Source organism: Rhodoglobus sp. G.S.23 (genome assembly GCF_056675935.1).
Genome location: NZ_CM155237.1, coordinates 2,658,986 through 2,684,488 on the forward strand (window position 1 = coordinate 2,658,986; position 25,503 = coordinate 2,684,488).

26 protein-coding genes are annotated in these 25,503 nt (G+C 61.1%); 16 read left to right on the forward strand and 10 right to left on the reverse strand.

Translation table 11 applies throughout. The features are described from left to right. Nucleotides 1-12 precede the first annotated feature (12 nt). Nucleotides 13-231: a helix-turn-helix domain-containing protein gene (locus tag AC1ENN_RS12965; RefSeq protein ID WP_449648209.1), complete on the forward strand. Its 219-nt coding sequence runs from the start codon at nt 13-15 to the stop codon at nt 229-231. Next, nucleotides 224-685, forward strand: coding sequence for a Clp protease N-terminal domain-containing protein (locus tag AC1ENN_RS12970; protein WP_449647642.1), 462 nt, complete (start codon nt 224-226; stop codon nt 683-685). Before AC1ENN_RS12965 ends, AC1ENN_RS12970 begins: the two co-directional genes overlap by 8 nt. 31 nt (nt 686-716) lie before the next feature. On the opposite strand, the gene AC1ENN_RS12975 is transcribed toward AC1ENN_RS12970, so the two are convergent. Next, entirely contained in the window at nt 717-1,700 is a 984-nt protein-coding gene (locus AC1ENN_RS12975) for an oxidoreductase (RefSeq protein ID WP_449647643.1), read from the reverse strand. A gap of 162 nt (nt 1,701-1,862) precedes the next feature. Continuing rightward, a complete protein-coding gene (locus tag AC1ENN_RS12980) occupies nt 1,863-3,473 on the reverse strand; it encodes a peptide ABC transporter substrate-binding protein (RefSeq protein ID WP_449647644.1) in 1,611 nt (536 codons plus the stop codon). A 254-nt stretch (nt 3,474-3,727) separates the two neighbouring features. Between AC1ENN_RS12980 and AC1ENN_RS12985 the strand changes: the two genes are divergently transcribed. Genes AC1ENN_RS12985 through AC1ENN_RS13000 form a run of 4 tightly spaced genes read left to right on the forward strand, consistent with a single transcriptional unit; the run spans nt 3,728 to nt 7,997 of the window. Continuing rightward, nucleotides 3,728-4,888, forward strand: coding sequence for a M24 family metallopeptidase (locus AC1ENN_RS12985; protein WP_449647645.1), 1,161 nt, complete (start codon nt 3,728-3,730; stop codon nt 4,886-4,888). A gap of 1 nt (nt 4,889) precedes the next feature. Further along, entirely contained in the window at nt 4,890-6,239 is a 1,350-nt protein-coding gene (locus AC1ENN_RS12990) for a M20/M25/M40 family metallo-hydrolase (RefSeq protein WP_449647646.1), read from the forward strand. After that, nucleotides 6,232-6,771: an Lrp/AsnC family transcriptional regulator gene (locus AC1ENN_RS12995; protein WP_449647647.1), complete on the forward strand. Its 540-nt coding sequence runs from the start codon at nt 6,232-6,234 to the stop codon at nt 6,769-6,771. The genes AC1ENN_RS12990 and AC1ENN_RS12995 overlap by 8 nt, the downstream gene beginning before the upstream one ends. 23 nt (nt 6,772-6,794) lie before the next feature. Then, a complete protein-coding gene (locus tag AC1ENN_RS13000) occupies nt 6,795-7,997 on the forward strand; it encodes a pyridoxal phosphate-dependent aminotransferase (protein ID WP_480406212.1) in 1,203 nt (400 codons plus the stop codon). Between the two features lie 38 nt (nt 7,998-8,035). Here the strand turns inward: AC1ENN_RS13000 and AC1ENN_RS13005 are convergent, their stop codons facing one another. Then, a complete protein-coding gene (locus AC1ENN_RS13005) occupies nt 8,036-8,635 on the reverse strand; it encodes a hypothetical protein (RefSeq protein ID WP_449647649.1) in 600 nt (199 codons plus the stop codon). Between the two features lie 89 nt (nt 8,636-8,724). Between AC1ENN_RS13005 and AC1ENN_RS13010 the strand changes: the two genes are divergently transcribed. Next, entirely contained in the window at nt 8,725-9,588 is an 864-nt protein-coding gene (locus AC1ENN_RS13010; protein WP_449647650.1) for a VOC family protein, read from the forward strand. A gap of 63 nt (nt 9,589-9,651) precedes the next feature. After that, complete coding sequence (locus AC1ENN_RS13015) at nt 9,652-10,008, forward strand: cupin domain-containing protein (protein WP_449647651.1); 357 nt, start codon at nt 9,652-9,654, stop codon at nt 10,006-10,008. 99 nt (nt 10,009-10,107) lie between these two features. Here AC1ENN_RS13015 and AC1ENN_RS13020 read toward each other — a convergent pair whose 3' ends face one another. Beyond that, a complete protein-coding gene (locus AC1ENN_RS13020; RefSeq protein ID WP_449647652.1) occupies nt 10,108-11,118 on the reverse strand; it encodes a serine hydrolase domain-containing protein in 1,011 nt (336 codons plus the stop codon). 71 nt (nt 11,119-11,189) lie between these two features. On the opposite strand from AC1ENN_RS13020, the gene AC1ENN_RS13025 reads away from it, so the two are divergent. Continuing rightward, nucleotides 11,190-11,747 carry a YceI family protein gene (locus tag AC1ENN_RS13025; RefSeq protein ID WP_449647653.1) on the forward strand — a complete coding sequence of 186 codons (558 nt, stop codon included), beginning with the start codon at nt 11,190-11,192 and terminating at the stop codon, nt 11,745-11,747. Nucleotides 11,748-11,805: 58 nt separating this feature from the next. Here AC1ENN_RS13025 and AC1ENN_RS13030 read toward each other — a convergent pair whose 3' ends face one another. Then, the gene (locus AC1ENN_RS13030; RefSeq protein WP_480406213.1) at nt 11,806-13,056 is read right to left on the reverse strand and encodes an MFS transporter; all 1,251 of its coding nucleotides are present in this window, start codon (nt 13,054-13,056) and stop codon (nt 11,806-11,808) included. A gap of 75 nt (nt 13,057-13,131) precedes the next feature. Between AC1ENN_RS13030 and purS the strand changes: the two genes are divergently transcribed. From purS to AC1ENN_RS13045, 3 genes are read left to right on the forward strand one after another with little or no spacing between them, the layout of a single operon-like run. Further along, nucleotides 13,132-13,404 (forward strand): phosphoribosylformylglycinamidine synthase subunit PurS, encoded by a 273-nt coding sequence (gene purS / locus AC1ENN_RS13035; RefSeq protein ID WP_449647655.1) that lies wholly within the window; start codon nt 13,132-13,134, stop codon nt 13,402-13,404. After that, entirely contained in the window at nt 13,404-14,102 is a 699-nt protein-coding gene (gene purQ / locus AC1ENN_RS13040) for a phosphoribosylformylglycinamidine synthase subunit PurQ (protein WP_449647656.1), read from the forward strand. The genes purS and purQ overlap by 1 nt, the downstream gene beginning before the upstream one ends. A 19-nt stretch (nt 14,103-14,121) precedes the next feature. After that, entirely contained in the window at nt 14,122-14,586 is a 465-nt protein-coding gene (locus AC1ENN_RS13045; protein ID WP_480406214.1) for a DUF3817 domain-containing protein, read from the forward strand. Nucleotides 14,587-14,629: 43 nt separating this feature from the next. Here the strand turns inward: AC1ENN_RS13045 and AC1ENN_RS13050 are convergent, their stop codons facing one another. Both AC1ENN_RS13050 and AC1ENN_RS13055 read right to left on the reverse strand, forming a co-directional pair. Then, nucleotides 14,630-15,472: a CPBP family glutamic-type intramembrane protease gene (locus AC1ENN_RS13050; protein ID WP_480391385.1), complete on the reverse strand. Its 843-nt coding sequence runs from the start codon at nt 15,470-15,472 to the stop codon at nt 14,630-14,632. 12 nt (nt 15,473-15,484) lie between these two features. Continuing rightward, nucleotides 15,485-16,720, reverse strand: a complete 1,236-nt coding sequence (locus tag AC1ENN_RS13055; RefSeq protein ID WP_480391386.1) for a mechanosensitive ion channel family protein — start codon at nt 16,718-16,720, stop codon at nt 15,485-15,487. A gap of 96 nt (nt 16,721-16,816) precedes the next feature. On the opposite strand from AC1ENN_RS13055, the gene AC1ENN_RS13060 reads away from it, so the two are divergent. Together AC1ENN_RS13060 and AC1ENN_RS13065 are read left to right on the forward strand one after the other, a co-directional pair. After that, nucleotides 16,817-18,199, forward strand: a complete 1,383-nt coding sequence (locus AC1ENN_RS13060; protein WP_480406215.1) for a DUF2254 domain-containing protein — start codon at nt 16,817-16,819, stop codon at nt 18,197-18,199. Between the two features lie 48 nt (nt 18,200-18,247). Continuing rightward, nucleotides 18,248-19,708 (forward strand): MGDG synthase family glycosyltransferase, encoded by a 1,461-nt coding sequence (locus AC1ENN_RS13065; RefSeq protein WP_480406216.1) that lies wholly within the window; start codon nt 18,248-18,250, stop codon nt 19,706-19,708. A gap of 36 nt (nt 19,709-19,744) precedes the next feature. On the opposite strand, the gene AC1ENN_RS13070 is transcribed toward AC1ENN_RS13065, so the two are convergent. Further along, a complete protein-coding gene (locus AC1ENN_RS13070; protein WP_449647662.1) occupies nt 19,745-21,973 on the reverse strand; it encodes a beta-glucosidase family protein in 2,229 nt (742 codons plus the stop codon). A gap of 79 nt (nt 21,974-22,052) precedes the next feature. Between AC1ENN_RS13070 and AC1ENN_RS13075 the strand changes: the two genes are divergently transcribed. Continuing rightward, complete coding sequence (locus AC1ENN_RS13075; protein ID WP_449647663.1) at nt 22,053-22,517, forward strand: GNAT family N-acetyltransferase; 465 nt, start codon at nt 22,053-22,055, stop codon at nt 22,515-22,517. A 61-nt stretch (nt 22,518-22,578) separates the two neighbouring features. Continuing rightward, nucleotides 22,579-23,319 carry a TSUP family transporter gene (locus AC1ENN_RS13080; RefSeq protein ID WP_480391389.1) on the forward strand — a complete coding sequence of 247 codons (741 nt, stop codon included), beginning with the start codon at nt 22,579-22,581 and terminating at the stop codon, nt 23,317-23,319. 154 nt (nt 23,320-23,473) lie between these two features. Here the strand turns inward: AC1ENN_RS13080 and AC1ENN_RS13085 are convergent, their stop codons facing one another. Together AC1ENN_RS13085 and AC1ENN_RS13090 are read right to left on the reverse strand one after the other, a co-directional pair. Further along, complete coding sequence (locus AC1ENN_RS13085) at nt 23,474-24,973, reverse strand: catalase (protein ID WP_480391390.1); 1,500 nt, start codon at nt 24,971-24,973, stop codon at nt 23,474-23,476. After that, nucleotides 24,970-25,431 (reverse strand): Fur family transcriptional regulator, encoded by a 462-nt coding sequence (locus AC1ENN_RS13090; RefSeq protein WP_480406217.1) that lies wholly within the window; start codon nt 25,429-25,431, stop codon nt 24,970-24,972. The genes AC1ENN_RS13085 and AC1ENN_RS13090 overlap by 4 nt, the downstream gene beginning before the upstream one ends. Nucleotides 25,432-25,503: the final 72 nt, after the last annotated feature.

Genomic DNA, 25,503 nt, shown 5'->3' on the forward strand with positions numbered 1-25,503 from the left:
GAAACTGACAACATGGAATCAGGGAACTTAGGCGATCACCTCCGCAGCGCGGATGCCGCGACCGGACTACGCGCAGTCGGCGCGCTTCACCGCCTCGCTGAACGCGTGGAGGCGACGCATGTTGCGCAGGCGAGGCGTGAAGGCTGGTCCTGGGAGCAGATCGGCGATGCTCTCGGCGTAACCCGTCAATCCGTCCACACGAAATACGGAAAGCAGGGAAACAATGTTTGAGAAATTTGCGCAATCCGCGAGAACCAGCGTTGAGGATGCCCGGAGTGAAGCCGCCCTCCGCGGCGACCGACGCATCGGCACTGATCATCTCCTCCTCGCGCTTCTCCGCGAAAAGGATCTCGCTCAGGCAGTTGGCGTTGACGCAGAAACCGCCGCTGATGCAGCCGATCGCCTCGACCGGAGCGCCTTACTTTCGATCGGCGTCGAGCTCGGCACATTCCAGCCGGCTGCCGAAGCGGCATCCTCACAACGAATCCCGATGACCGCCGGCGCTAAGACCGTGCTCCGGCACACTCTTGCATTCGCCGCCGCCGAAAAAGCGCGAACGATCACCTCGCGGCACATGCTTCTCGCGCTCCTCGACCGCGAAGAACCCGATTCGGCCGCGGCACTCTTTTCTGCACTCTCCGTTGACCGACAAGCAGTGCGCGATAACCTGAGCGAAGCTCGGTAATTCGACTAGGCCTACGCCTTCACGTTGCGTGCTAGCGGCTGAACGGATCCAAGCCGGTCGCCTTCACCGACAGCGCCCACAGTTGTTCCGCCGCGGCAGGGTCAATCGCCCACCCTTTCGCCCCACCGACGCTCATGTCGGCGTGGTCATCTGCAACGACGCCCTTGATGGAGCAGTCTTCGCAGTACGCGCCACCACGGTCGGCGAGCTCGAGAGCGGTGGCCGCCCAGAGCCCGGTTGATGCACCTTGGGCCGGGGTCTTGAACATCGGGTTGGGGTTACCCTCTTCATCGATCCACTGGCGGGCTAGCAACTCCTCGCGGGGCATATTCCGCTGCAGCTCAGTCATGATGCCACCGGGGTGCACCGAGAACGCGTGGATGCCGCGGCCGGCAAGACGAGCGTCCAGCGCAACGGCGAGCAGGGCATCCGCTGACTTTGACTGACCGTAAGCAACCCAAGGGTCGTAGGGGGTGGTCTCGAAGTTCACATCGTCGAAGAGCACGGGCGAACGCCAGTGACCCACCGACGAGTACGAGACGATACGGGCACCATCCTGAAGCAGCGGCTCGAGGCCAGCGACGAGAGCAAAATGCCCGAGCAGGTTGGTTCCGAACTGCATCTCCCACCCCTGAGGGGTCTGCTGTTCTGGCGTGGCCATGACTCCGGCAGCGTTGATCATCAGGTCAACGGCAGTGCCAGCGTCGCGCATCCGTTCAGTGAAGGCGGCAACAGAATCAAGATCGCCAAGGTCCATCGGCTCAATCTGAACACCGGCGATACCGGCAAGCGCGTCGGCGGCTTTCTCGGGGCGACGGGCCGGAACGATCACGGAGACACCGGCTTCGGCGAGCGCCTTCACGGTCTCGTAGCCAAGCCCTGAATAGCCACCGGTGACAACGGCGGTCTTGCCGGCGAGGTCGAATCCGGCGATCACTTCGGATGCCGTGCTGCGGTAGCCGAAGTTCGATTCGAGGGGCTGTTGGCGGGCTGTCATTTCTTCGAGGGAGATCATGCTTAGGACTCTAAGAGTTGGAGTGCACTCTAGGTCAAGCCGTGCGGTGGACTCCCAGAAAACGATGCGCTCGACCACCAAACGAGTCCGGGAAGCGAGAAAGCCCGGGCCGACCGAAGTCGACCCGGGCTCGATCCCTGGTGCTAGTTCACGCGAAGGCTATTAGCCCTTGGTGACCTCGTAATACAGCGGGACTGAGTCCCAACCGAACTTCACATTGCTAACGGTTTCTGCGTACACACCGGTCGCGTTGGAGTACCACAGCGGGATGCTGGGCAGGTCCTTCAACAGAACTTCCTGAGCGTCCTGATAGAGCGCCGTTGCGTCATCAACTGTCTGAGCTGCAGCGCCCTCCTTGAGGAGGCCGTCGAACTCAGAGCTGCTGTAGCCCTCATAGTTGGAGCCAGCACCGGTCTGGTAAAGCGGTGCGAGGAAGTTGTACAGCGACGGGTAGTCCGCCTGCCATCCGGCGCGAGTTGCACCGGTCAAGGTGCCAGCGACGCGATCTTCAAGCGACGACTTGAAGTCGGGGTAGGACTTGCCAATCGCCTCAATACCCAGGGTGTTCTTGATGCTGTTAGCTACAGCGTCAACCCATCCTTGGTGGCCACCGTCTGCGTTGTAGGCGATGTCGAACGTGCTGTCGCCGAACGGCGAGATTGCGTCGGCTTCCGCCCACAGCTTCTGCGCTTCGTCAGGGTTGTAGCTCAGTACATCGGCACCCTCAAGCGAGCTTGAGTAGCCGTCGATGACCGGGGAAGTGAAGTCGGTCGCCGGTGTGCGGGTTCCCTGGAAGATCACGTCAGTGATCTCGTCACGGTTGATCGACATCGAGATTGCCGCACGACGCAGCTTTCCTTCCTCGCCACTGAAGTGGTCGAGGTAGTAAGGAATGTTGAATGCCTGGAAGATGGCAGCCGGCTGGTTGATAGCGCGGTCACCGAACTCATCCTCGAAAATGCCGAAAGCACTATCGGGGACAGCATCGAGAACATCAAGGTTTCCACCAAGCACATCCGCATAGGCAGCATCCTGTGAGGTGTAGAACTTGAACGTGACTCCACCGTTGGCCGGCTTACGAACACCCTCGTAGTCGGGGTTAGTGACGAGCGCGATCTGCTCGTCGTGCTGCCACGCGTCATCACCGTCCATCATGTACGGACCGTTGCCGATGGGGTTCTCCCCGAAGGCTTCCAAGTCATCAAAGGCGACTGACGGAAGCGGCATGAATGCCGTATAGCCGAGACGCAACGGCCAGTCAGCTTCAGGAGCAACAAGAGTGACATCAAACGTCAGGTCGTCAACGACGCTGAGTCCGGTCAGTTCCGAGTCTGCTTCGTAGCTGAAGCCCTCGATGTCATCGAAGAAGTACGACGATGCCTGCGCGTTGCTGAACGTCGCGCCATACGTCCACGCATCCACGAACGAGTTCGCGGTTACTGCTTCACCATTGGTGAATGTCCACCCGTCATTGAGCGTGACCGTCCAGTGTTGGCCGTCTTCCGATTCGATCGACTTCGCAACATCATTGCGGATGCTTCCGTCTGCCTCATACGAAACCAGACCCGCGTAGATGGACGTCAGGATCTTTCCACCACCGGTCTCGGTGGTGCCGACGGTGATCAGCGGACCAAGCGGCTCGCTTCCGTTGGTGGTGATGATCTGGTTGACGTCGCCCGAGTCTCCACCATCGCTGCTAGCGCAGCCGGCGAGAGTGAGCGAGACCGCCGAGGCGAGCGCGACAGCGCCCAGCCCGAAACGTGATGTCTTCATGCTTCCTCCTGTGCAGTGAGCGCCTACGGTGCCGGCAGTGAGCGGCTCCGGGCGTTGGAATTACTTTAGGGCCCTGAAACTGTGACCTAACGTAAAGTGTAATAATGTTATCTCGTTGTTAGGTTAGATTACCTAGTTGCCTTACAAACAATTTACAAAACCGACACATGGCCTACCATTACTTTTAGACAAATTCCGCAAAGATTCGCGACAAAGGCACTCAGCCACACTGAGCACAGAAAGAAGTAGAGACGATGACGAGCGCGCCAATCCTCATGTTTTCGAGCACGATGTCCGCCGACATGCGACACGTAATCACCCACGAGGTGCACGACCCATTCCTCTACATTGAGGTTGATGGAAAGCGGTACACCGCCATCAAGTCTCTCGAAGCGGCCCGGATGCGCGACGTCGACAGCATGACCGTGTTCCCGCTTGAAGAACTCGGTTTCGATGACTTCCGCGCCGCTGGACAGGGCCCCGACCTCGCCGAGCTCAACTGTTTGGTTGAGGCATGCGTTCGCACCGGCGCGACGAGCGCCAGCGTTCCGTCCACCTTCCCGCTCGGCGTCGCCGATCACCTCCGTGCCGCTGGCATCGAACTGAACGTCGACAACCACCTCTTCGAAATGCGCCGCCGCGTGAAGTCACCCGCCGAGCTGGCCGGCATGCGCCGCGCTCAGATCGCTGCCGAGGCAGGCGTTGCCCACGTCGCTACCCAGATGGAAGCCGCGACGATCGGCGCCGATGGCGGATTGCTCATCGACGGCAAGCCGCTCACCTGCGAAGACCTGAAGACGGGCATCCGCGCCGCCTTCTTGCGCAACGGCTGCGAAGACGCCGGCCTCATCGTGGCTCACGGCGAGCAGACCTGCATCGGCCATCACGCTGGCTCGGGCCAGATCTTCGAGGGCGAGCCCGTCACGGTCGACATCTGCCCCCGCGACACCGAGTCCGGTGGAAACTCAGACATGACGCGCACCTTCGTCAAAGGCGAAGTCAACGACGAGCTCGCTACCTACTGGCGCATCGTCAAGGAAGCATTCGACAATACGCTCGCAGCCATCCGCCCCGGCCTTCCGGTCGCCGAACTGCACCGCATCTCGTGTGAGCCCATCAGCAACGCTGGCTTCCCCACGCAGCTCACCAAGAAGCCCGGTGAGGTTCTCACCGAGGGCTACTTCCACAGCCTCGGCCACGGAATCGGCCTCGAAGTTCACGAAGCTCCCGGCCTCGGCCAGAACGACGCCGTGCTCGTTGCCGGTGACGTCATCGCGATCGAGCCCGGCTGCTACCGCCAGGGTTTCGGCGGCGTGCGTCTCGAAGACATCGTTCTCGTGACCGAAGATGGTGCCGAGTTGATCACCGACTACCCTTACGAACTCGCCCCCGTCGCGATTTCGCGAGGAGTCTAAAGTGCGCGACCCCCGTATTGATGCCGCTCGCGAGCAGAGCATCCGCGAATGGCAGGAATTCTGTCGCTTTCCCTCGGTGGCTGGCGATCGTGTTGCAATCGAAGCTGCCGCCGACTGGTTGGAGCAGAAACTCCGCCGCCTCAGCGAGCGCGTCGAACGCATCGAGATTCCCGAATACGGGCCGGTCGTTGTCGCCTACTTCCCCGGAGCGAGCGCCAAAACGCTCATGCTCTACAACCACTATGACGTGCAACCCGCCGGCGACCTCGAGCAGTGGACTTCAGGCCCGTTCGACTCCGAAATTCGCGACGGTGCCATGTGGGGCCGTGGTGCCTGCGATGACAAAGCGGATGTCACGAGTCGCCTCCGCGCGCTCGAACTCTTCATCGAGGATCACCCCGGCGGTCTGCCCTACAGCATGATCTACCTCGCCGACCCGTGTGAGGAGATCGGTAGCCCCGGCCTCGAAACAGTGTTGGCCGAGAACGCCGAACGACTGAGTTCCGACGCCGTGCTGTGGGAAAGCTACCTTCGCGAAGATGATGGGCGCCCTGCGGTTGGTTTCGGATGCCGTGGCGGCATGGAGATCAGCCTGAGCCTGAACATCTTGGCCTCCGATCAGCACCCCTCGTATTCGCAGATACTGCGGTCCGCACCGCTCGAGTTGATGCGGGCGATCACGTCTCTCGTCACCGAGGACGGGCTCATCGCTGTTCCCGGTTTCACGGATTCTGCGTTGCGTCCGGATGCCGCAGCGAAGGCGCGCACGCAGGAGCTTTCGCTGCCCGGCGACGCTATCAGCCTCCCCGGCATTAGCCCCCTCAAGGACCTGCCGGAGGCAGAGCTCAAGGAGCGCTTCATCTTCGCTCCCTCGATGAGCCTCTCGGGTTTTGACCTTGACCCGAGCGTACGGCAGACCGTTCCGGCGAATGCCGCAGCGCGGGTACGCTTCGGGCTCATTCCTGGCATGGATCCGCACGCGTGCTTCGAGACAGTGAAGTCGTTCCTCGGCGACACCGCGCCCGATATTCAGGTCGAACTCATCCGCACGATGCAGCCAGCGTTCTCACCGGTAGATACTCCGTTTGCCGTGTCTGTTCTTGAGGCTGCAACGAAAGCTTTCGAGGCAGAACCCGTCATCTACGATGTGATGACTGGTTCCGGTCCCGGAGCATTTTTCCTTGAGCATCTTGGGGCTCCGCTGATCTCGCCCACCGGAACTTTGCGACCGGAGGGAAACATGCACGGCTACAACGAACACGGCTACCTCGAGGACTACCTCACCCACATCCAGTTCACGCTCGAACTGTTGCAGAACCTCGAAGCGAATGGGTTCGCAGAGCATGGCTGAGTCGACCCCAGACAGCGAAGCAACCACAATCATCGATCTGCTCGTGCAGAGCACGCCACAGGTCGAACTCGACAGAGTGGACTTGCAGCTAATCCGTCACTTGCACGAGGACTCAAGCATTTCGCTTCGCAGCTTGGGGGCGATGGTCGGGATGTCGGCGCCCAGCGTCGGTGAGCGCGTCGCCCGCCTCGAACGCACGGGTGTCATCCGCCGACGCAGCATTGAGATGGACTGGTCGGCTATGGGCCGACCGATGCTCGTCGTGATCCCGATTAAGATCACCTCCGATGCCAAGATGCTCACCGTCATTGAGGCTCTGCAGTCAATTCCCTCTCTCACCGAAATCCTCATCCTCAGTGGCACCTACGACATGATGGCGCGCTTCCGCCTTAGGGATCACGCCGAGCTGCAGACCCTTCTGCTTGAGAAGTTGGGCGCAGTCCCTGGGCTCCAACGTGTGGAAGCGATGATCAGTCTCGGCCGGGTCAACGACACCTCGCCGCTCACTCACATTCTTGGCATTGACGAATAACCGCTTCTACAGAAAGTAACTCCGTGCGTATTGATGATTCGTGGCGAGAACTCGCCGCTCCCGATTTTTCCCTCTACGCGGGGCTCGATCCCGAGCGTCGAATCATGATGATGGGTGCCGACCCGTTTGCACCAGACAAGTGTCTGCCCGACCACGTCATTGACGCCACCAAGCAAGCGCTCGATGACGGTAAGACTCACTACTCGCTCGACAATGGTTACGCCGAACCCCGACTCAAAACCGCTCTCGTCAACAAACTTCGCGACTTCAACGGGATGGAGATCGACCCCGAAACGGAGTTGATGGTTGGGCCAAGCTCAGCCTTCACCCTCTTCCTCTCAATTCGCATCTGCATCCGACCCGGTCAGGGTGACGAAGTGCTCGTGACGAGCCCCGGCTTCGCCGAGAACATTAACGACATCCACCAGATGGGTGCGGTGTGCGTGCAGGTTCCGACCTACGAAGAAGATGGCTTCGCCCTGCGGATGGATGAATTCCGCTCGCGCATCACGGACCGCACTCGCGCCATCGTGATCACTAGCCCCAACAACCCCACCGGAACCGTCTACACGCGCGAGAACCTGATGGAGCTTGCAGCGCTGGCTGAAGAGTTCGATCTCGGAGTGATCGTTGACCAGGACTTCGAGCGCCAGGTGTACGACGGAGCCGAGTACGTGAACTTCGCGACTCTGCCCGGAATGCGCGAACGCACCCTCACCGTGTTTGGCACCTCGAAAGACCTCGGGCTCACCGGGTTCCGCGTGGGCTACCTTGTTGCTCCAGCCGAGATTATGCCGATACTCAAGATCGCGACCTTCAACTACGTCGGCCCGACCAATACGTTCGCTCAATACGGCGTTGCGGCAGCCTACGAGAACCCCGCCTACACCGACGAGTGGTTCACGATTTATGACCAGCGCCGGCACGCCATCTTCGATGCGCTCCAGGGCATCCCGGGCGTAGGCGTAACGATGCCGGCCGGTGGTTTCTATCACTGGGTCAACATCTCCGAGCTCGGCACGTCGCTCGAAGTCGTCAAGCACCTCGTGGATACCCAGCAGCTCGGCGTCTCGCCCGGAAACTGGTTCGGCAACGTCGGCGAAGGCTACATCCGCGTCATGTACGGCTCGAACGGTCGTGATGAAGTCTTCCGGGAAGGCGTCGCGCGCTTGGCCGCTGGGCTCCGCGAGTTCGCCGAACTCACAGGTGTGAGCGCAGCCGTTTAGGCTCGCATCCCCGTTGCAACGCGGGGGTTGCCCTTTACTTAGAGGGGCACCCCTGAGTTCGCGATGGTTTCATCGAGGCGATCCATTGTCTTGGCGCAGAACCAATAACCGCCAGCAAAGAGGTACTCGAAAACAACCCCGTCGCTTTGCGTCAACTGACTATAGAGGTCGCCACCACGATACGCAGTAATGGTGTATCCCTGCTCAAGCAGCTGATCTTGCTGCGCAGCGGCCTGATCCGGCGTGATGGGCGAGTAGCCGAAGAGCTCCCCCACGGCGTAGCCATTCGAAGTGAGGCACAAGAGCCCGCCATTGTCGACAAACATAGCGTTTCCGACGGACGACCCGTACATCTCCGCTTCGCTACGAGTTTTGTCGACGTATCTCGTAGTGCTTTCCGCATCCTGCAATGGAAGAGCACTCTCCATTTGAGCGAGAGTGTCCGCATCCACAAGCTGACTGCACTCAGTCGCGAGCTCAACCGGAGCTTCGGAGGGCTCTGGATCTGCGGTCGGAGTCGCAGCAACCGATGATGGAGCCTCACTGTTAGCCGGAGCTTCGGAGGGGCCACATCCAGCGAGAGTGAGAGCCAGCAACGACGCAACAATGAGACGGGGAATCACGGATAGTGAGTTCATGTCATTAGTGTAGCCTCACCTGCCCATTCTCCCGCGAAGCGCTTGCCTCGTGGAGGAATATCAGCAAACCCCGCAAGGTTGTACGGGACATGACCGACCTGCTTGCTCCCGACACTGCCATGGGCGCTGTGACGCTCAGCGTCGCGAACCTCGACGCCCTCACAGCGTATTACCGGGATGCCGTGGCTCTGACGGTGCTCAGCGAGTCCTCCGACACAGTCGTTCTCGGTCGCGGCACCACGCCCGTCGTGATCCTCAAGCATTCGCCTGCGCTCAAGCATGCGAGCCCGCGCGATGCCGGACTCTTCCACACGGCCATCCTGTTCGATACTGAAGAGGCGCTGGCGGCATCCGTGTACTCGGTGGCGACTCGCTACCCGAAGACGTTCACGGGCAGCGCCGACCACCTGGTCAGCAAAGCCTTCTACTTCACCGATCCCGAAGGCAACGGTGTCGAACTGTATTGGGATCGCGACCGCACCCAGTGGAGCTGGACTCACGGCACCGTCGAAATGGGGACCCTCTTTCTTGACCCCAACGGGTTCCTCCAAGAGAACCTCACGGAGGCAGCCGTCGAGCAGCCCGTTATTGGCGGCGCCCGCGTCGGCCACGTGCACCTCCAAGTTGGCGATATCACCACCGCCCGCGAGTTCTACGTCAACCAGCTCGGTTTCGAAGCGACCACAGAAATCCCCGGAAGCGCCGTCTTCGTCAGCGCCGGTGGCTATCACCACCACATGGCCATGAACACGTGGAACTCCAGCGGCGCTGGTCCGCGGTTGCCAGCACTCGGACTCGCCAAAGTCGACATTGCGGTGCCGAGCGCCGACGACCTCGGCGCGCTGAGCGAACGGATGACGCACCACGGCATCCCGCTACGAAACGATGGCGAGACCGTCAGTTTCGATGACCCCTGGGCCAACACCATTCGCGTGAGCACCGCGGCGAAATAGGGCAACGGCTCACGCCAAAAATAGTGCTTGCCAATGCCCGAATCGAGGCGCACACTATCTCCCATGGACGCCGATCCTGTAACAACGAATCCGGAACACTATTCAGTGGTGTTCGAGAATGACCGCGTACGAGTGCTTGAGTACACCGATGCGGCCGGCGACAAGACGACACCGCACGAGCATCCTGACAGCCTGATGATCACCCTCAGTGACTTTCGCCGCCGCCTCCACGCTGGCGAAGGTCATCGTGATGTTGAGTTGGCATCGGGAGCAGCCGTCTGGCTCCCCGCGCAACGTCATGCCGGCGAAAACATTGGTGACACCCCCACCCACGTAATGTTTGTGGAACTGAAGGATGCCGGCCCTCGCAGCGAGGAAACCAGCGAGGCAAAACCAGGCGAATGGATCGGCCCGGCCTAACACCACCGGAACAGCTCGGCCTTTCAGCCGCTCGGCCTCGCCTCAGCCGCTCAGCCGTTCAGCCGTTCAGCCGTTCAGCCGTTCCGCTAGGTGCGCGCCCTACCCTCCGAGAAGTTCGTCGATCTCGCGGATGATCGGCCACGCGCACTCTTCTGAGTTGGAGAGCACAACAACGTCGAGATCCGCTTCAAGATAGTGACGAACGATTCCGGATGCTCCCGGCCCCACACCATCAGCAAAGTAGCTGCGCACAGTGCCGTCTTCATTCATATCGAACTCAAGACCAAAGCCGTACCAGGTCTCTTCGTCGTACTGCACTTGCGGGGTGAGGAACTCCTCCGTGAATTCTGCGTTGAGGAGCTCACCAGCGCGAACGGCCTGAATGAAGCGGATGAGATCGGCCGCCGTCACGTGAGCCCCACCATCGGGAAGACCGATCGGGGGCATGCTGTACACGTTCGAAACCCAGCGCCCGTCGATGAAATCCCAGCCCTCAGCAACTCGCGGTGCGGCATCCCGACGGTCATAGAAACCAGAATCGATCATGCCTGCCGGCGTGAAGACGTCGTCAAAAATCAGCTGACGGTAGTTCTCTTCGGTGACCTTCTCGAGGGCGAGGCCGGCGAGCACGTAGCCGGCGTTGCTGTACACGCACTCAACTCCAGGTGCGGCCAGCGATTCTTTGTTGATGAACAACGGCAACTGATCAGCCGGTTCCATGATCGTGTAACTGGGGAACTCCGACCACAGTTCGGCGTAGGTTTCACCCTCTTCTTCATCCACGTCATCCGCGATACCACTCGTGTGGGTGAGAACATGCAGCAGCGTGACGGCTGGGTCGATTTGCGATTCGGCCAGGTCAACATAGTGATGGATGGAAGTTTCGAGGTCGAGCTCACCCTTCGACGCCTGCTGTAGGACGGCAATGCTGGTGAAGAGCTTCGTGATGGAGCTCGAATCGAAACGGGTGTCTGCCGTGTTCGGCACATCCCACCGGTGGCTTGCCTTGCCCATCACGGCTTCAAAAATTGTGGCATTGCCTCGCTTGATCAAGACCGTGCCAGAGAAGTCGTTTTGCTCAAGAAATTCATTGAGCTCGGTGGTGTCCATACGGTGAGCCTACCGAGAACTTCTGTGTCATTCGTGGAATAAACATCGACTGGGGTTAGTTGCTGAGTGACATGACTACTTCACTTCTTGAACACCCCAGCTTCACCACCGGCACTTGGCAGATCGATGCTGCTCACTCGACGGTTTCCTTCACCGTCAAGCACCTCATGATCAGCAAGGTCCGTGGAACTTTCGATGGCTTCTCTGGCACCATCGTCACTTCCGAAACGCCCGCCGCCAACTCGGTGACGGCAGAGATCGACATGTCGACGATCAACACCAACCAGGCTGACCGCGATGGCCACCTGCGCACCAACGACTTCTTTAACGTGGAGCAGTTCCCCACTGCAACGTTCACCTCAACTTCGGTGGCCATCGTCGGCGACGACATCACCATCGAGGGCGACCTCACGTTGCGCGGTGTCACCAAGCCCGTAACCCTGAAGGGCGAGTTCGGCGGAATCGCTACAAACCCCTACGGCCAGACGATTGCCGCGGCAAGCGCCAGCACCGTCATCAACCGCACCGACTTCGGCGTCAATTACAACGCTGCACTCGAAACTGGCGGCGTTCTTCTCGGCGAGAACATCACCCTCAACTTCGACCTTCAGGCTGCACTTCAGCAGTAAGCAAAACCACCCGAACAACTGACGAGGCCTCTCTGCGCACCACGCGGAGAGGCCTTTGTCATGACGTGCCAGCCGCAGTATCGAGCAACACTTTCTCGGCTGCGGCAACGGCGGCGCTCCGCCACACCACAAGCGCGGCCGCTGTAACGATAAGAACGAGAATTCCGGCACCCCACGCGAGTCCCGCGTAGCCGACCTTTGCCAGAATCGGCCCGGCAAAGCCTCCACCGAGTGCCCCGGCCAGACTCATGATCGTGTCGCTGCGGCCCTGAACGCGCAGCTTAGTTTTTCCCGTCGCAAGGTCAGCAACGAGTGCAGACCCGCCAACGGTCGACGCACTCCAGCCGAGGCCCAGTAAGACGAGTCCGACAGCGACAGCCGCGTTGCTCAGTTGACCCAGTGCGACCACAAGCACGGCGGCAGCAAAGAACGCTTGACCGATGAGGATCGTCGGGATGCGACCGAAATGGTCGCTCGCCCATCCGAAGACCGGCGACAGCGCATACATTCCCGCAATGTGAAGACTGATGGTGAAGCCGATGATCGTGAGGCTCGCTCCCTGGTGGCTGAGGTGAACAGGCGTCATGGCCATGATCGAGACCATCACCGCATGGCTGATCGCGATGGCAGCGACAGCGAAGACGATCGGGCCGCGTCCGCGAACTATTCCGGCATCCGCCACAGCAGCAGGTTCAACCGGGCGTTGGCCGGCGAGCGTCAACGGATCGGGCCGCAACACCACAAGATAGAGCACCATCGCGGCCAGTTGCGCCGCAATCGCGAACACAAACGATCCCGTATTGGTTGGCAGCGACAACCACTGCGCAACGGCCTCGCCTGGTCCAATGAGGTTCGGGCCGGCAACAGCACCGATAGTCGTTGACCAGACCACGAGTGAGAGGTCACGACCGCGGTGCTCGGGAGCCGCAACATCCGTCGCCGCAAAGCGCGCCTGCAAGCCGACCGCCGTACCGACGCCGAGCATTGCAAAGCCAAGAATGAGTAGCGGGAAGAATGCGACACCAATTGCGATCACGGTGATGAGCGAGCCGCCTGCCGCAACACCGGCACCGAGTGCCAGTGCCGGTCGGCGACCCCAGCGGGCGGCAAGCCGAGCGAGCGGAATCGAAACAAGCGCTGCACCGAGCGTGCTGGATGTCGCGGCCGCCCCCGAGAGCGTCTCGCCGCCTAGATCGGCAGCCAGAATTGCGCCAACGGCGACGGTAGCGCCCAACCCCAACCCGGCAAGCACTTGGCCGGCAACCAGGGTTCTGACGATGCGGGATTGCACTGCGCGATCGATGTCCATGGGTACAGTCTGGCGCACCACTGGCCTCCGCTAGACTGGGAGTAATCCGCCCGCGCGAAATCATGGAGTGATTCGGTGCCAATAATCGTTGTCGAGGTAATGCCTAAGGCTGAAATCCTCGATCCTCAGGGCAAGGCTGTAGCCGGCGCCCTCGTCCGTCTCGACAAGAACGAGTTCAGTGCGGTGCGCATCGGTAAGCGTTTTGAGCTCACCGTTGAGGGACCGATCACTGACGAGTTGCTAGCTGAGGCCCGCGAGATCGCTAACGATCTTCTGGCCAACACGGTGATCGAAGATGTTATTTATGTCGGCGAGGCTCGTCCCGCCAACGACGCTCAGGGCGCATAGTGCGCGTCGGAGTCATCACCTTTCCGGGCTCGCTCGATGACCGTGACGCGCAGCGTGCGGTCAAGCTGGGTGGCGGTGAGCCGGTAGCCCTGTGGCACGGCGACCACGACCTCAAAAACGTGGATGCCATCGTTCTGCCCGGCGGGTTCAGCTACGGCGACTACCTCCGTGCCGGCGCAATCGCAGCCCACTCGCCCATCATGAGCGAAGTCATCACGGCCGCTAATGCCGGAATGCCCGTTCTGGGCATCTGCAACGGGTTCCAGATCTTGGTGGAGTCCCACCTTCTTCCCGGTGGCCTTGTGCGCAACGACCACGGCGACTTTGTGTGCCGCGACCAGAAGCTGCGCGTCGAAAACGTCAACACGGCCTGGAGCAACGGCTTCAGAGAGGACGAAGAGATCATCATCCCGTTGAAGAACGGCGAGGGTGGCTACATCGCCGACCAAGACACTCTTGATCGTCTTGAGGGTGAAGGCCAGGTGGTGTTCCGCTACCTCGAGGTCAACCCCAACGGTTCGGCGAATGACATTGCCGGCATCTCAAATGCGCGAGGCAACGTTGTTGGTTTGATGCCGCATCCCGAGCACGCTACCGAGCCTGGCTTTGGGCCAGACACTCGTGCTGCGATGCGGTCGGGCACTGACGGCCTCACGTTCTTCACGAGCGCCATCAGCTCGTTGATGGCCAACGCCTAAGGCTGGCGGCTTCTTCACAATGTTTGCGACCCCCAAGTCACTTTTCCGCGTGCTCGCTTTTGCTGAAGCGGTTACCTGGACGTTGCTCATTACCGGCCTCGTTTTGCGCGCCACAATGGGGCTGGATGTCGCGGTGTCGATCGGTGGAGCCATTCACGGTTTCGTCTTCCTGGCCTACGGTGCCACGGCCGTGTTGTTGACGGTGAGCCAGCGCTGGAGCGTCGGCGCCGCCGTTCTCACTATCGGTAGTGCTGTTATTCCGTATGCCACGATCCCCGTTGAGTTGTGGCTTGCCCGCACGGGTCGCCTTGCTGGCGAGTGGCGCACCGAAGCCTCCGACCACCCGCGTGATGCTGGCTGGGTCGACCGCACGATGCGCTGGGCCCTCAACCACCCGGTTCTGCTTGCCAGCGTGATCGTTGCGGCGGTCGTTGTGCTTTATGTCGTGCTCATCACCCTCGGCCCTCCCGGCGGCGGCGAGTAACGAGTCGCGCTCGGCGCGCGGCACCCCGGTTCGGAGCACCCGACTACAGCAAGAAGAACCCGATCACTCCCGGGTTGCGGGCGTGCACGATCACCAGAAATACAACCGCATCAAACAGTAGGTGCACGCTCAGCACATACACGAGCGACTTCGTGGTCGAGAAGATCCAGCCCTGCAGCAGGGCGAACGGGATTGTCAGCAGAGGGCCCCACGACTGGTAGCCGAGTTCCCACAGGAACGACACGAAGATCACCATCTGCAGCAGGTTCGCCTGCCAGACCGGGAAGTGCCTCCGGAAGAGCACGAAAACGGTGAGGATGAAGAACAGCTCGTCCCACGTGCCGACAGCATTCACGCCCACGAAGAGTCGACCGATCTCATCTGCCGCGGTGACCGCAGGCCAGTTGAGGTACACGCCGCTCGTGATGAAGTAGAACGGCAGGATGAGCCAGCCCAAGAAGAGCACGAGGAACAGGTAGCCCCACTGAACACGGTTCCACGGCCATCCGCCCCGCCACGGAAAGCGGATGACGCGATCCTTGAACACAAAGCGTGACAGTGCGTAGGGCACGGCTACGGCCGCCGACAGCACGAACCCCATGAGAAAGAAGTTGCCCCAGCTAATGTCGGCGGCCACCGAAATGGTGGAGACGATGACCATGCCTGTGGCGATAAGGAACAGGTCTTTTGCGAGACCCTCGCTGAGCTTGCGACTGTCAGTGAACCAGGCGGCAGCGAGCGCCACCGCCACAACGACGTAGCCGAGCAGCGGCAAACGCAACGAGAACATGAGCACCGCTGATCCACTCAGCAGCGCTGCGGGAATCAGACCCCAACTGCGTGAGCTGAGGGGCGGCGAACTGACAGCGCTGTCGAGGGCAGGCATCGTGAAAGGTTCCTAATCGTTGATGACGCGCTTGTCGGTGGAAGCCTGAGCCTCTTCGGCATCGGTCTCTTCTGGCCCGACCAAGTTCTCGGGAATGTTCTCCTGAACGGGAATGGCTCCCGTGAACTCTTGGCGACGGGCCTCTGCTTCAGCGCTTCCGCTGAACAGCCCGCGCTCCTGAGGATCAATGGAGGCACGACCGCGCGGTCGGGCTTCGTTCTCCACCATGAGCACGCGCGTGCGAGGCAGGGCTGCGGGGTTCTTCTGCTGCAACCAGCCGACCATCTCTTCGCGAACGAGAGTGCGGAGATCCCACTGCGCGCCAGAGTCTGCGGCACTGATCAGTACGCGTACGCGCACGAAGCCACCCGTGGCATCCACGACTTGGATGTTGGCGGTGCGGCCATCCCACAGGTCGGAGTCAGCAACGATCTTTTTGAGCTGCGCGCGCATTTGGTCGATATTGACGTGCCAGTCGAGATCGAAGTTGATCTCACCAAGAAGTTCGGTTGCATTGCGGGTCCAGTTCTGGAACGGCGTTGTCGTGAAGTAGGTGGATGGCAGCACGAGGCGGCGCTGGTCCCAAATGCTCACAACAATGTAGGTGAGGGTGATCTCTTCGATGCGACCCCATTCGCCGTCGGCAATGACAACATCATCCACTCGGATGGCGTCGCTGAAGGCGAGCTGCATTCCGGCAAAAACGTTGGCGAGAGCCGATTGAGCGGCGATGCCGGCAACGACGCTGACGAGGCCAGCGGAGGCCAGAACGCTCGCGCCGAGAGCTTCAGCACCTGGCAGGGTCAACAGAATGGCCCCGATTGTGACGATGATGATGACGGCGGCAAGCACTCGACGAATCAGTTGAACCTGAGTGCGGATGCGGCGGGCGGCCCGGTTATCCGGAACGTCGGTGGGGTAGCGGGTGAGCGTGCGATTGAGCAGCAGGTTGATTACGGCGATGAGCAACCAACCGCTCGTGGCGATCACCACGACGAGAATCACCCCATCGATGACGCCGCGCAGGCCCTCAAGGGGAAGAGTGATCGAGATCGCCGCCCACACGGCGAGGAGTGCCATGAGCACGCGCAAACGCTGCCGAACCGGCGCGAGCGTTTGATATACCCCCGGCCGAAGCCGTGCGATACCTCGCACAATGAGAGAGATCACCCCGACGGCAATGACGACCGCGACAAGCGCAATCAGTACAGCTACGGCGAGACCCAGCCACGATACCCATTCAAACACTCGAGTGATTTCCTTTCATTGGCGTCGCCCCAGCCTACGGGCACTTACCTTGATGACCTCTGCCGTGATTAACTGGGACGAATCGAGAGGGGTGCAATGAGCGAGGCAGCAACTCACAGTGCACGACGCAGCTCTCTGCGCCGGTGGACCGCGACCATTCGCGAATCGATCGCCACGGAGTTGTGGCCGTTGCCAACTCTGTTCATCATCATCGCGGTTGCACTGGGCATAGCGCTGCCTCTTCTGGATCGCGCCGTTGACTCGTCTCTTTCTCCCGCGTTTGAGCGTGTGCTCTTTGCTGGCGGGCCTGAGGCAGCGCGAGCGGTACTCTCTGCCGTTGCTGGCTCGCTGATCACTGCAACCTCGCTGACCTTCTCCCTGACCGTTGTTGCATTGCAGTTGGCCAGCAGCCAGGCCTCCCCACGCGTGCTGCGCACCTTCCTCAAAGACCCGACAGTGCATTGGACGCTCGCCGTGTTTGTCGGGACTTTCGCTTACTCCCTGACAGTGCTGCGCACTATTCAGGATGGCTCCGACACGTTCGACCCCGTTGTGCCTCGACTGGCCGTCACCCTTGCATCCTTATTGACTCTCGCTAGCGTTGTCATGCTCGTGCTGTTCTTGGCGCATCTCGCCCGGCAACTGCGCATTGAAACCACGATGCGTCAGGTCTATTTGGAGACCAGCAGCACGATCAACCTAGTGGCGTCCACTATGGCGGTCGGTCGCACAGAGCTTCCCCAGTGGCCACCAGATGAACGCATCGAGTTCAGCTTGGCTACACGGTCGGGGTTCATCCGTTCCACCGATCGTTCGCGGCTGCTCACGACAGCGATCAAGTACGACATTGTGGTGCGCGAAGAGCACACCGTCGGGCACCATGTCGTCAGCAAAACTCCCGTAGCTCGGTGGTGGCCGCGTGACCCGATGCAGCATCTGGATGACGAAGAGCGCGATACCATCAGCCGTGCGATCGCGGGCGCTGTTGACCTCGCCTATGAGCGCACGGCCAGCCAGGATATCGGTTTTGGCATCCGGCAACTCGTCGACATTACTGCACGCGCGCTGTCGCCAGGGGTCAATGACCCGACGACCGCGGTGCACACGCTTGGCCACATTTCGGCGACGCTCTGCTCGCTGGCTGAGTTGCCCATCCAATCGATGGGACTCACCGATGAAGACGATCTCGTGCGGGTCATCATCAAGCCCCACGATTTCGTGAGCCTGCTCGACATCGCCCTGACCCAACCGCGCCGGTATGGCGCGAGCGACCCCGGAGTAGTGGAGCGCCTGTTCCAGCTGCTGCAAGAGGTGGGCTACCGGGCGCAACGAACCGACCAGACGGCGGCCGTGCTTCAACAGATTGAGCGACTCGAAGCCTCCGTTGCTGCGGAAACGTATGACGCGGTGGAGCGCGAACGATTCGTCAGATTTGCCGAGGCCGCTCGCGCTGCGGCCACGGAACACCGCTGGGTGTAAAAGGCTCACGGTCGGGTGTGCCGAAGTCGCCTCGACTATTATTTCCCCATGCCGCCGACCTCCTCTTCACGCCCCGATGCTTACGGAGCAGAGCGGGTACTGATTTTGTCAGCCGGGGTGGGATCGGGTCATAACAGCGCGGCGGCGGCAGTGCGCCAAGCCTGTGCCACACGCACCGATATCGTTGAAGTGGAGGTGCTCGACGTGTTACAGATAAGCAGCGCTCTCTACCGCGACGTGCTGGCGAAAGGCTACTTTGTACTCGCGAAGGGTTTGCCCTGGCTCCTCGAGTGGGCTTACGACGTCAGCGACGCACCGTTTTGGCGCCGCGGACCGATCGACCCGTGGACGCAGGCAAACTCTCTTCCCGTGATCCGCGCGATCAAACGCTTCCAGCCAACCGCGATCGTGAGCACCCACTTTCTTCCGGCCCAACTGATGGCAACACTGCTGATGCGTGGCGTGATCGATGCCAAGACAGCGGTTGTCACGACTGATTATGATCCCCAAGGCCTGTGGATGACCAGCGCGTTTCACTCTTTCAATGTGGCTCGAGAGGAAGGAAGGGTAGAACTGACAGCGCTCGGCTTACCGCCAGACCGCATCGCAGCCACCGGCATCCCGATTGCAACGCACCCGGATGTCGCGCCCGACCGTATCGCCCACGACACCCCCAATATCTTGATTTCCGCTGGCGCAGCGGGCGGAGATTATGCCATCGCCGCAGTGCGGCAGACACTTCATCTGCGCTCTCCGTTCACGGCCACGGTCGTGTGCGGGCACAACGACGAGACTCGCACGAGCATCGAGCAACTAGTAGGGGCTGACGATCGCTACCGTGTGCTGGGGTTTACGACAGAGATGCCATCATTGCTGCAGAGCGCTGACCTCTTCGTCGGAAAACCGGGCGGATTAACAGCGTCCGAATGCATGGCGGCAGGTTTGCCCATGGTGCTGGTGAACCCCATCCCGGGCCAAGAAGTTCGCAACGGTGACTACCTGATGGAACAGGGTGCTGCTGTTCGTTGCAACGACGTCACCACCCTCGGCTGGAAGATCGACCAGATCTTGCGCGAACCTGATCGCCTCCAGCGGATGCAAGCTGCAGCGAAGAGCACCGGCCGACCGGATGCCGCGGCAGACGTTCTCACTGGCCTGCTTGATGGCCCGGCCCGGCCGATCGTCGTGACTCGCGCTGCTCAAAAATCTATTCTTGCCGCCAGCGAACGACAAATGGTGGCGAGCGATCTCAGGGGAGCGTCCGCCCTAGTTCGACTGACTGATCTCACAGACAACAGCACGGTGGCACTCCTGAAAGCAGATGAGCTGGAAGACCTGCAGAAGCGGTACGCGTCTTCTGGTGGAGACCTAGTGCTGAGACCCAACAAGACGCTCGCCTCAGTGCGCTGGGAGGGCCGCCGACTCATTCGGGCAGTGCTCCGCAACGACGATGCGCTGCGTGTTCGCATCGACGCCCTTCCGCAGGTGCAGACACAGTCGCGGGCGTAATCGCAGCCGCAGTCGCAAGCCGCAATCTGTAATCCACTAGGCTGCAGCGGGCCGCAACGGCACTGCTCCGGTCCACTGCGAGGGGCTGTGTTGAGCAGCGATCAGCGCCCAATCGCCCGCTCGCGGGTGCCACTGCCGGGTGCTCGGATCACGCTGAAACGTCGGCCTCGCATCCAACGCAATCTGCACGGTCGTGCTCGCCCCGCGCTGCACAGTCACTTTCTGAAAACCCACTAGCTGGGCTACGGGATGCCCGGCCGACAGATCGGCGGCGTAGAGCTGCACGACAGAAGAACCGTCGCGATCGCCCGTATTGGTCACGAGAACGCGAGCGGTGCCGCCCACGTCAGCAAACGTGTGGTCCAGTAGCTCGTGGGTCATCGTCGTGTAGCCCAACCCGAAACCGAATGGGAACGCGGGAGCAAAGCCCTGGCCATCAAGGTGTCGCTGGCCCCACTTATCGTCGTAGACAACCGCCTTTGCTGTGCTGTCGAACGGCGGCAAATGTGCCGCATCGCTCGGTATAACAAACGGCAAGCGCCCTCCGGGTTCGGTGTCTCCCGTGAGCACGCTCGCGAGAGCATGCCCGCCCTCCATGCCGCCGTACCAGGCGAGGACAAGCGCAGGAACGCGATCCCGCCACTCGTCGGTCAGGATCGCGCTGCCACCGATCAGCACCACAACGGTGCGCGGATTCGCTGCGGTAACGGCACGGATGAGACTCACATCGGAAGGACGAAGTTCGAGCGAGCTCCGATCGCCGCCACGCACGAAGCGTGCCGCCACGTGCGCAAGCCCAATGAAGAGGTGGCGAGACAATCCGGAGTTGAACGCGCGGCCCAATATCCCGACGTCGACTCCCCCTGTAACGACCGACTCACCCTCGTCGTGCTGGTCGAGGCCCACGACAACGACAACAGATTCTGCCTGCGCCGCGAGCTCGGCAGCAGCGCTCTCGTTCTTGCCTGTGTCAGTCGTGATCTGCGCCTCCGGGAACGCTTCGCGCAATCCTTGCAGCGGCGAAACGGTGGATGGTGGCCGAACGCGAGAGGAGCCATGATCGCCGAGATTCGGTTCGTCAGCGAGGCGGCCGATGACGGCAAGCCGCCGCGTGCCGGAAGACAAGGGAAGCAGCGGCGCCTCGCCGACGGCATCGTTCTTGAGCAGCACGATCGACTCTGCAGCGGCTTGGAGGGCAAGGGCTCGATGTGCGGCAGAGGCGATGACGGCCACATTCGGCTCCTGCTGCTCGCGCGTTGCCGCGTGAAGGATGCTGGTCCGCAGAATGCGGTGCGCCGACTGCAGCACGGTCGCACGGTCAAGCTCGCCACGGCGCAGTGCGGCAGGCAGCGCGCGCGCTCGCAACATCCGTAGCGGCATCTCGACGTCCATTCCGGCCTGCAGACTCACAACCGCATCGTGAGTTCCGAACACCCAGTCGCTTGTCACGAACCCGGTAAAACCCCATTCGTCTCGCAGCACATCTGTGAGCAGGGCACGATTGACATCCATATATTCGCCGCGCACTTGGTTATAGGCACTCATCACGGAGTCGGCTCCGGCATCCACCACCGCTTTGAAATGGGGCAAATACACCTCATGCAGCGCGTGGTCGTCGACGGCGACGTCGACCTCGAAACGCTCGTTCTCCATCGAGTTGAGCGCGAAATGTTTCACACACGCCATCGTATGGACCCGAACACCGCGAGTGAGGGCCGAGCCCATCTGCCCGACCAGCACCGGATCTTCGCCGTAACACTCCTGCGCGCGACCCCAAGCGGGATGCCGCAACAAGTTCACACACACCGAAGCAGAGTAGTTGGCGCCCCGCGCGCGGGTCTCGGCACCGATCACCACCCCGACTCGCTCCTCCAGAGCCGGATCCCAGGTTGCTGCTCGCGCCATCGTCACCGGGAACGCTGTAGCGGCACCGATCACGACACCACGAGCACCGTCGCTGAAGCGGATGCCCGGGATGCCGAGCCGCGACACCGCACCGGCCACGAAGGGTCGTCGCCCGAGAAGTGCGGGGATGAAGGGCAGGAGGCGTCGCGGAGAGTCTCCGTCGAGCAAACCGAGGAGTTCTTTGTCGGTTAGCAGGCCAATGAGTTGGTCTGAGGCGGCATCCGCATCGATCTCACCTACGCGAACAGCGTGCACCGCGTCGTCGAATGCGTGAACTGAGGCTTTCATCGCGACCGGCACGGCGTGGTCACTGATCGCCCCACCACCGACGCTCGGCACGATGCCGTTCGCATTCTCCATGATTCGAAGTCTGCACCCTCTAGCTGTGCTCTCGCAAAATCTGAGTGGCATAGTCAGCCGAGCAGACTAGGCTTCTGACGTGGAAGACACTTACGAACTCGAACTCCGTAGCGTTCCTTTCGAGCACGCTGACTCGGTGATGCTGCGTTCTGCGCAACGAGCTGAGCTCACGGCTCGCTACGGAACAGAAGACAGCGAGCCAGGCATCAAGCCCAACTCGGACTCGGTTGTCGTCTTCTTGATCGCCTACGTTGATGGTGTTCCGGCCGGCTGTGGCGGGCTCCGCGAGCTCGATAACGGCAATTTCGAAGTGAAGCGGATGTACGTCACTCCCGCTCAGCGTGGCACCGGTATCGCGATCGCTGTGCTCAAGGGGCTCGAGGAGTGGGCTCGCGCTCAGTCGGCCGCTGAACTCGTTCTCGAGACGGGAACCGCGCAGCCTGACGCCATGCGTTTTTATGAGCGCGAGGGCTACACCCGCGTCGAGAACTTCGATGCCTACGTGGGCGAGCCGCTCAGCGTCTGTTACTCAAAGGCGCTCTAGCTCGCCGAATACGGAACGTCGATCGCCGGGCTACGCGCGCGTCGCGCTCTAAGCTTATTCAGTGCTCGCTCTCGTTGCTCTCTCCGTTGCGGTCGGAGCACTCTCACAACGAATAACAGGAATGGGCTTTGCCCTTGTCGCATCGCCGCTTGTGGTGATCCTGCTTGGTCCTTTTGATGGCGTGCTCGTCGTCAACCTGTGTGGCGTCGTTTCTTCGCTACTGATTATCCCGCGAGTGTGGCGACACATTGAGTGGCGCACGCTGGCGTGGCTTGCGATCCCCGCATTGGTCGCGATCGTTCCTGGTTCGCTCTTGGTGACGCGTCTTCCCGGCGCTGTCATGCAGCTTGGTGTTGGGGTGCTGGTGATTGTTGCCCTCACGGCGACTTTGCTCATCAGGCGCGCGGAACATGTTGTTCCGGCGCGGCCAGCAGCAATTGTGGCGGGAGCGGCATCCGGATTCATGAACACTGCTGCGGGCGTTGGCGGTCCAGCGCTCAGTATCTATGCGGTGATTATGCGGTGGCCGCAAGTGAACTTTGCCGCGACACTACAGCCCTATTTTGTGATTGTTGGCACGGCGTCGCTTGCGACTAAAGCCGTTTTCTCTGGCGGACAACTTCCTGACTTGGACGCTGTGAGCTGGATCATCATCGTGGGTGCATTGCTGGTAGGGCTCGCCCTGGGCGAAGTACTCAACCGCCATGTGAGCCACGGAGTCGCGCGGACCGCAGTCATCATCGTCGCCTACGTTGGCGGCACGGTTGCTGTAATCGATGGGGCCCTCGGCCTCGCATCCTAGCCAGAGCACACCACTCGAACGGCGATTCGCGCTCGGCATCACGCCGTGGGTGCAGCCCTAACGAACGGATGCCCGGCCCCCAACTTTCGGGGACCGGGCATCCGGAGTTCGGCAGTTCGCTAGCGCGAGCAGCTCTACTTCTTGCTAAGCGGTGCTAGTTGGCTGGACCAACTCCGACGGGGTCGGCTTCTTCGTTGGGTGTGTCGCCATTGCCGGGAACGGTCTTGCGGAGCGTGGCGCCGAGTTCGGCATCCACGCTGCCCCAGTACCAGTAGAAACGCTCGAGGATTTCGGGAACGGTGATGCCGCGGCCCTGGCCGGTGAGGGTTTCAATGAAGCGAGCCTTCGACTCTGCGGAGAAGACATCGCGGTAGAGCGTGCCTGCCTGGCCGAAGTCGTCATCTTCAGAGTGCAGGGTTTGCGCACTGCGCATGAGTTCGCCGTCGCTTGCCCAGCCGCCTTCGCCGGCAAGCTCGGGCTGAGCTGCTGGACCACCGAAGGAGTTGGGCGTGTAGGTGCGATCGGCGGCATCACCGATCTTGTAGTTCATGGCGCCTTCGTGCTGGTAGTTGCGCGATTCGGAGGCGTGCGGCTGGTTGACGGGGAGCTGGTTGTAGTTGGCTCCGATGCGGTTGCGCTGGGCATCCGGGTAGGAGAACACACGCGCCATCAGCATCTTGTCTGGGCTGATGTCGGTGCCGGGAACCATATTCGACGGCGAGAACGCTGACTGTTCGATCTGCGCGAAGAAGCTTTCCGGGTTGCGGTTGAGCGTGAAGTGGCCGACCGGAATCAGCGGGTAGTCCTTGTGCGACCAGGTCTTGGTCATGTCGAACGGGTTGAAGCGGTAGGTCTTTGCTTCTTCGTAGGGCATGATCTGAACGGAAACGTCCCAGGTGGGGTAGTCGCCGTTGGCGATGGAGTCGAAGAGGTCGCGACGGTAGTAGTCGGCGTCCTCACCAGCGATGCGCTCGGCATCCGCGGCTTCCATCAGTTCGACGCCCTGGCGCGAGTGGAAGTGGTACTGCACCCAGAAGCGTTCGCCTTCGGCGTTGATCCACTGGTAGGTGTGCGATCCGTAACCATTGATGTGGCGCCATGACTTGCTGAGGCCACGGTCACCCATGAGGTAGGTGACCTGGTGGGCGCTTTCGGGCGAGAGGGTCCAGAAGTCCCACTGCATGTCGCCGTTGCGCAGGCCGGAGTCGCCCATGCGCTTCTGCGAGTGGATGAAGTCGGGGAACTTCATGGCGTCGCGGAGGAAGAAGATGGGGGTGTTGTTTCCGACGATGTCGTAGTTGCCCTCGGTGCTGTAGAAACGCAGTGCGAATCCACGAACGTCGCGCCAGGTATCTGGGGAACCCTGCTCACCGGCTACGGACGAGAACCGCAGAATGGTTTCGCTTGTTGCGCCCTTCTGGAAGACGGCAGCTTTGGTGTACTTCGATACGTCTTCGGTGACGACGAATTCTCCAAATGCTCCACCACCCTTGGCGTGGGGGTTGCGCTCCGGCACACGCTCACGGTTGAACGAGGCAAGCTTCTCGACCAGAAAGCGGTCGTGAAGTGCGGTTACGCCATCGGGACCCGTGGTGAGCGAATGTTCGTCGCTCGCAATGGGTGCGCCGGCCTGGGTTGTCGTGGGTTCAGTCACGATGTCTCCTTTTTGTGTGGGGGATTATTGACATTGTTCTGGCAATCGGGGCAGACGCCCCAGAAGTTCACTTCGGCGGTGTGCACGGTGAAGCCGCCAGCCTCGGATGGGGTGAGGCACGGCGCCGCACCAACAACACAGTCGACGTCACGAACGGCACCACATTCGGTGCACACGAGATGGTGGTGGTTGTCACCGATACGACGCTCATAAAGGGCGGATGACCCTGCCGGTTCGATCTTGCGCAGCAATCCCGCCGTCGTCAGCGCCGCCAGCACCCCGTAAACAGCTTGGAGGGACGTGCCGGGCAAACTCGGAAGCACAGCGCTGAACACCGTGTCGGCATTGGAATGCGGGATGTCGGTGAGGGCGCTCAGCACAGCGATGCGGGGCTCAGTCACTTTCAGACCGGCCTCTCGCAGAGTGTCGGCGAGCGCCGCATCCTTCACTGTTTCCATGGTTAAGACGGTATCAGTTGTTTTGAGTAATTCAAGACAACTTGCGGTGAATTTTCACCTCAGTCGCCTCAA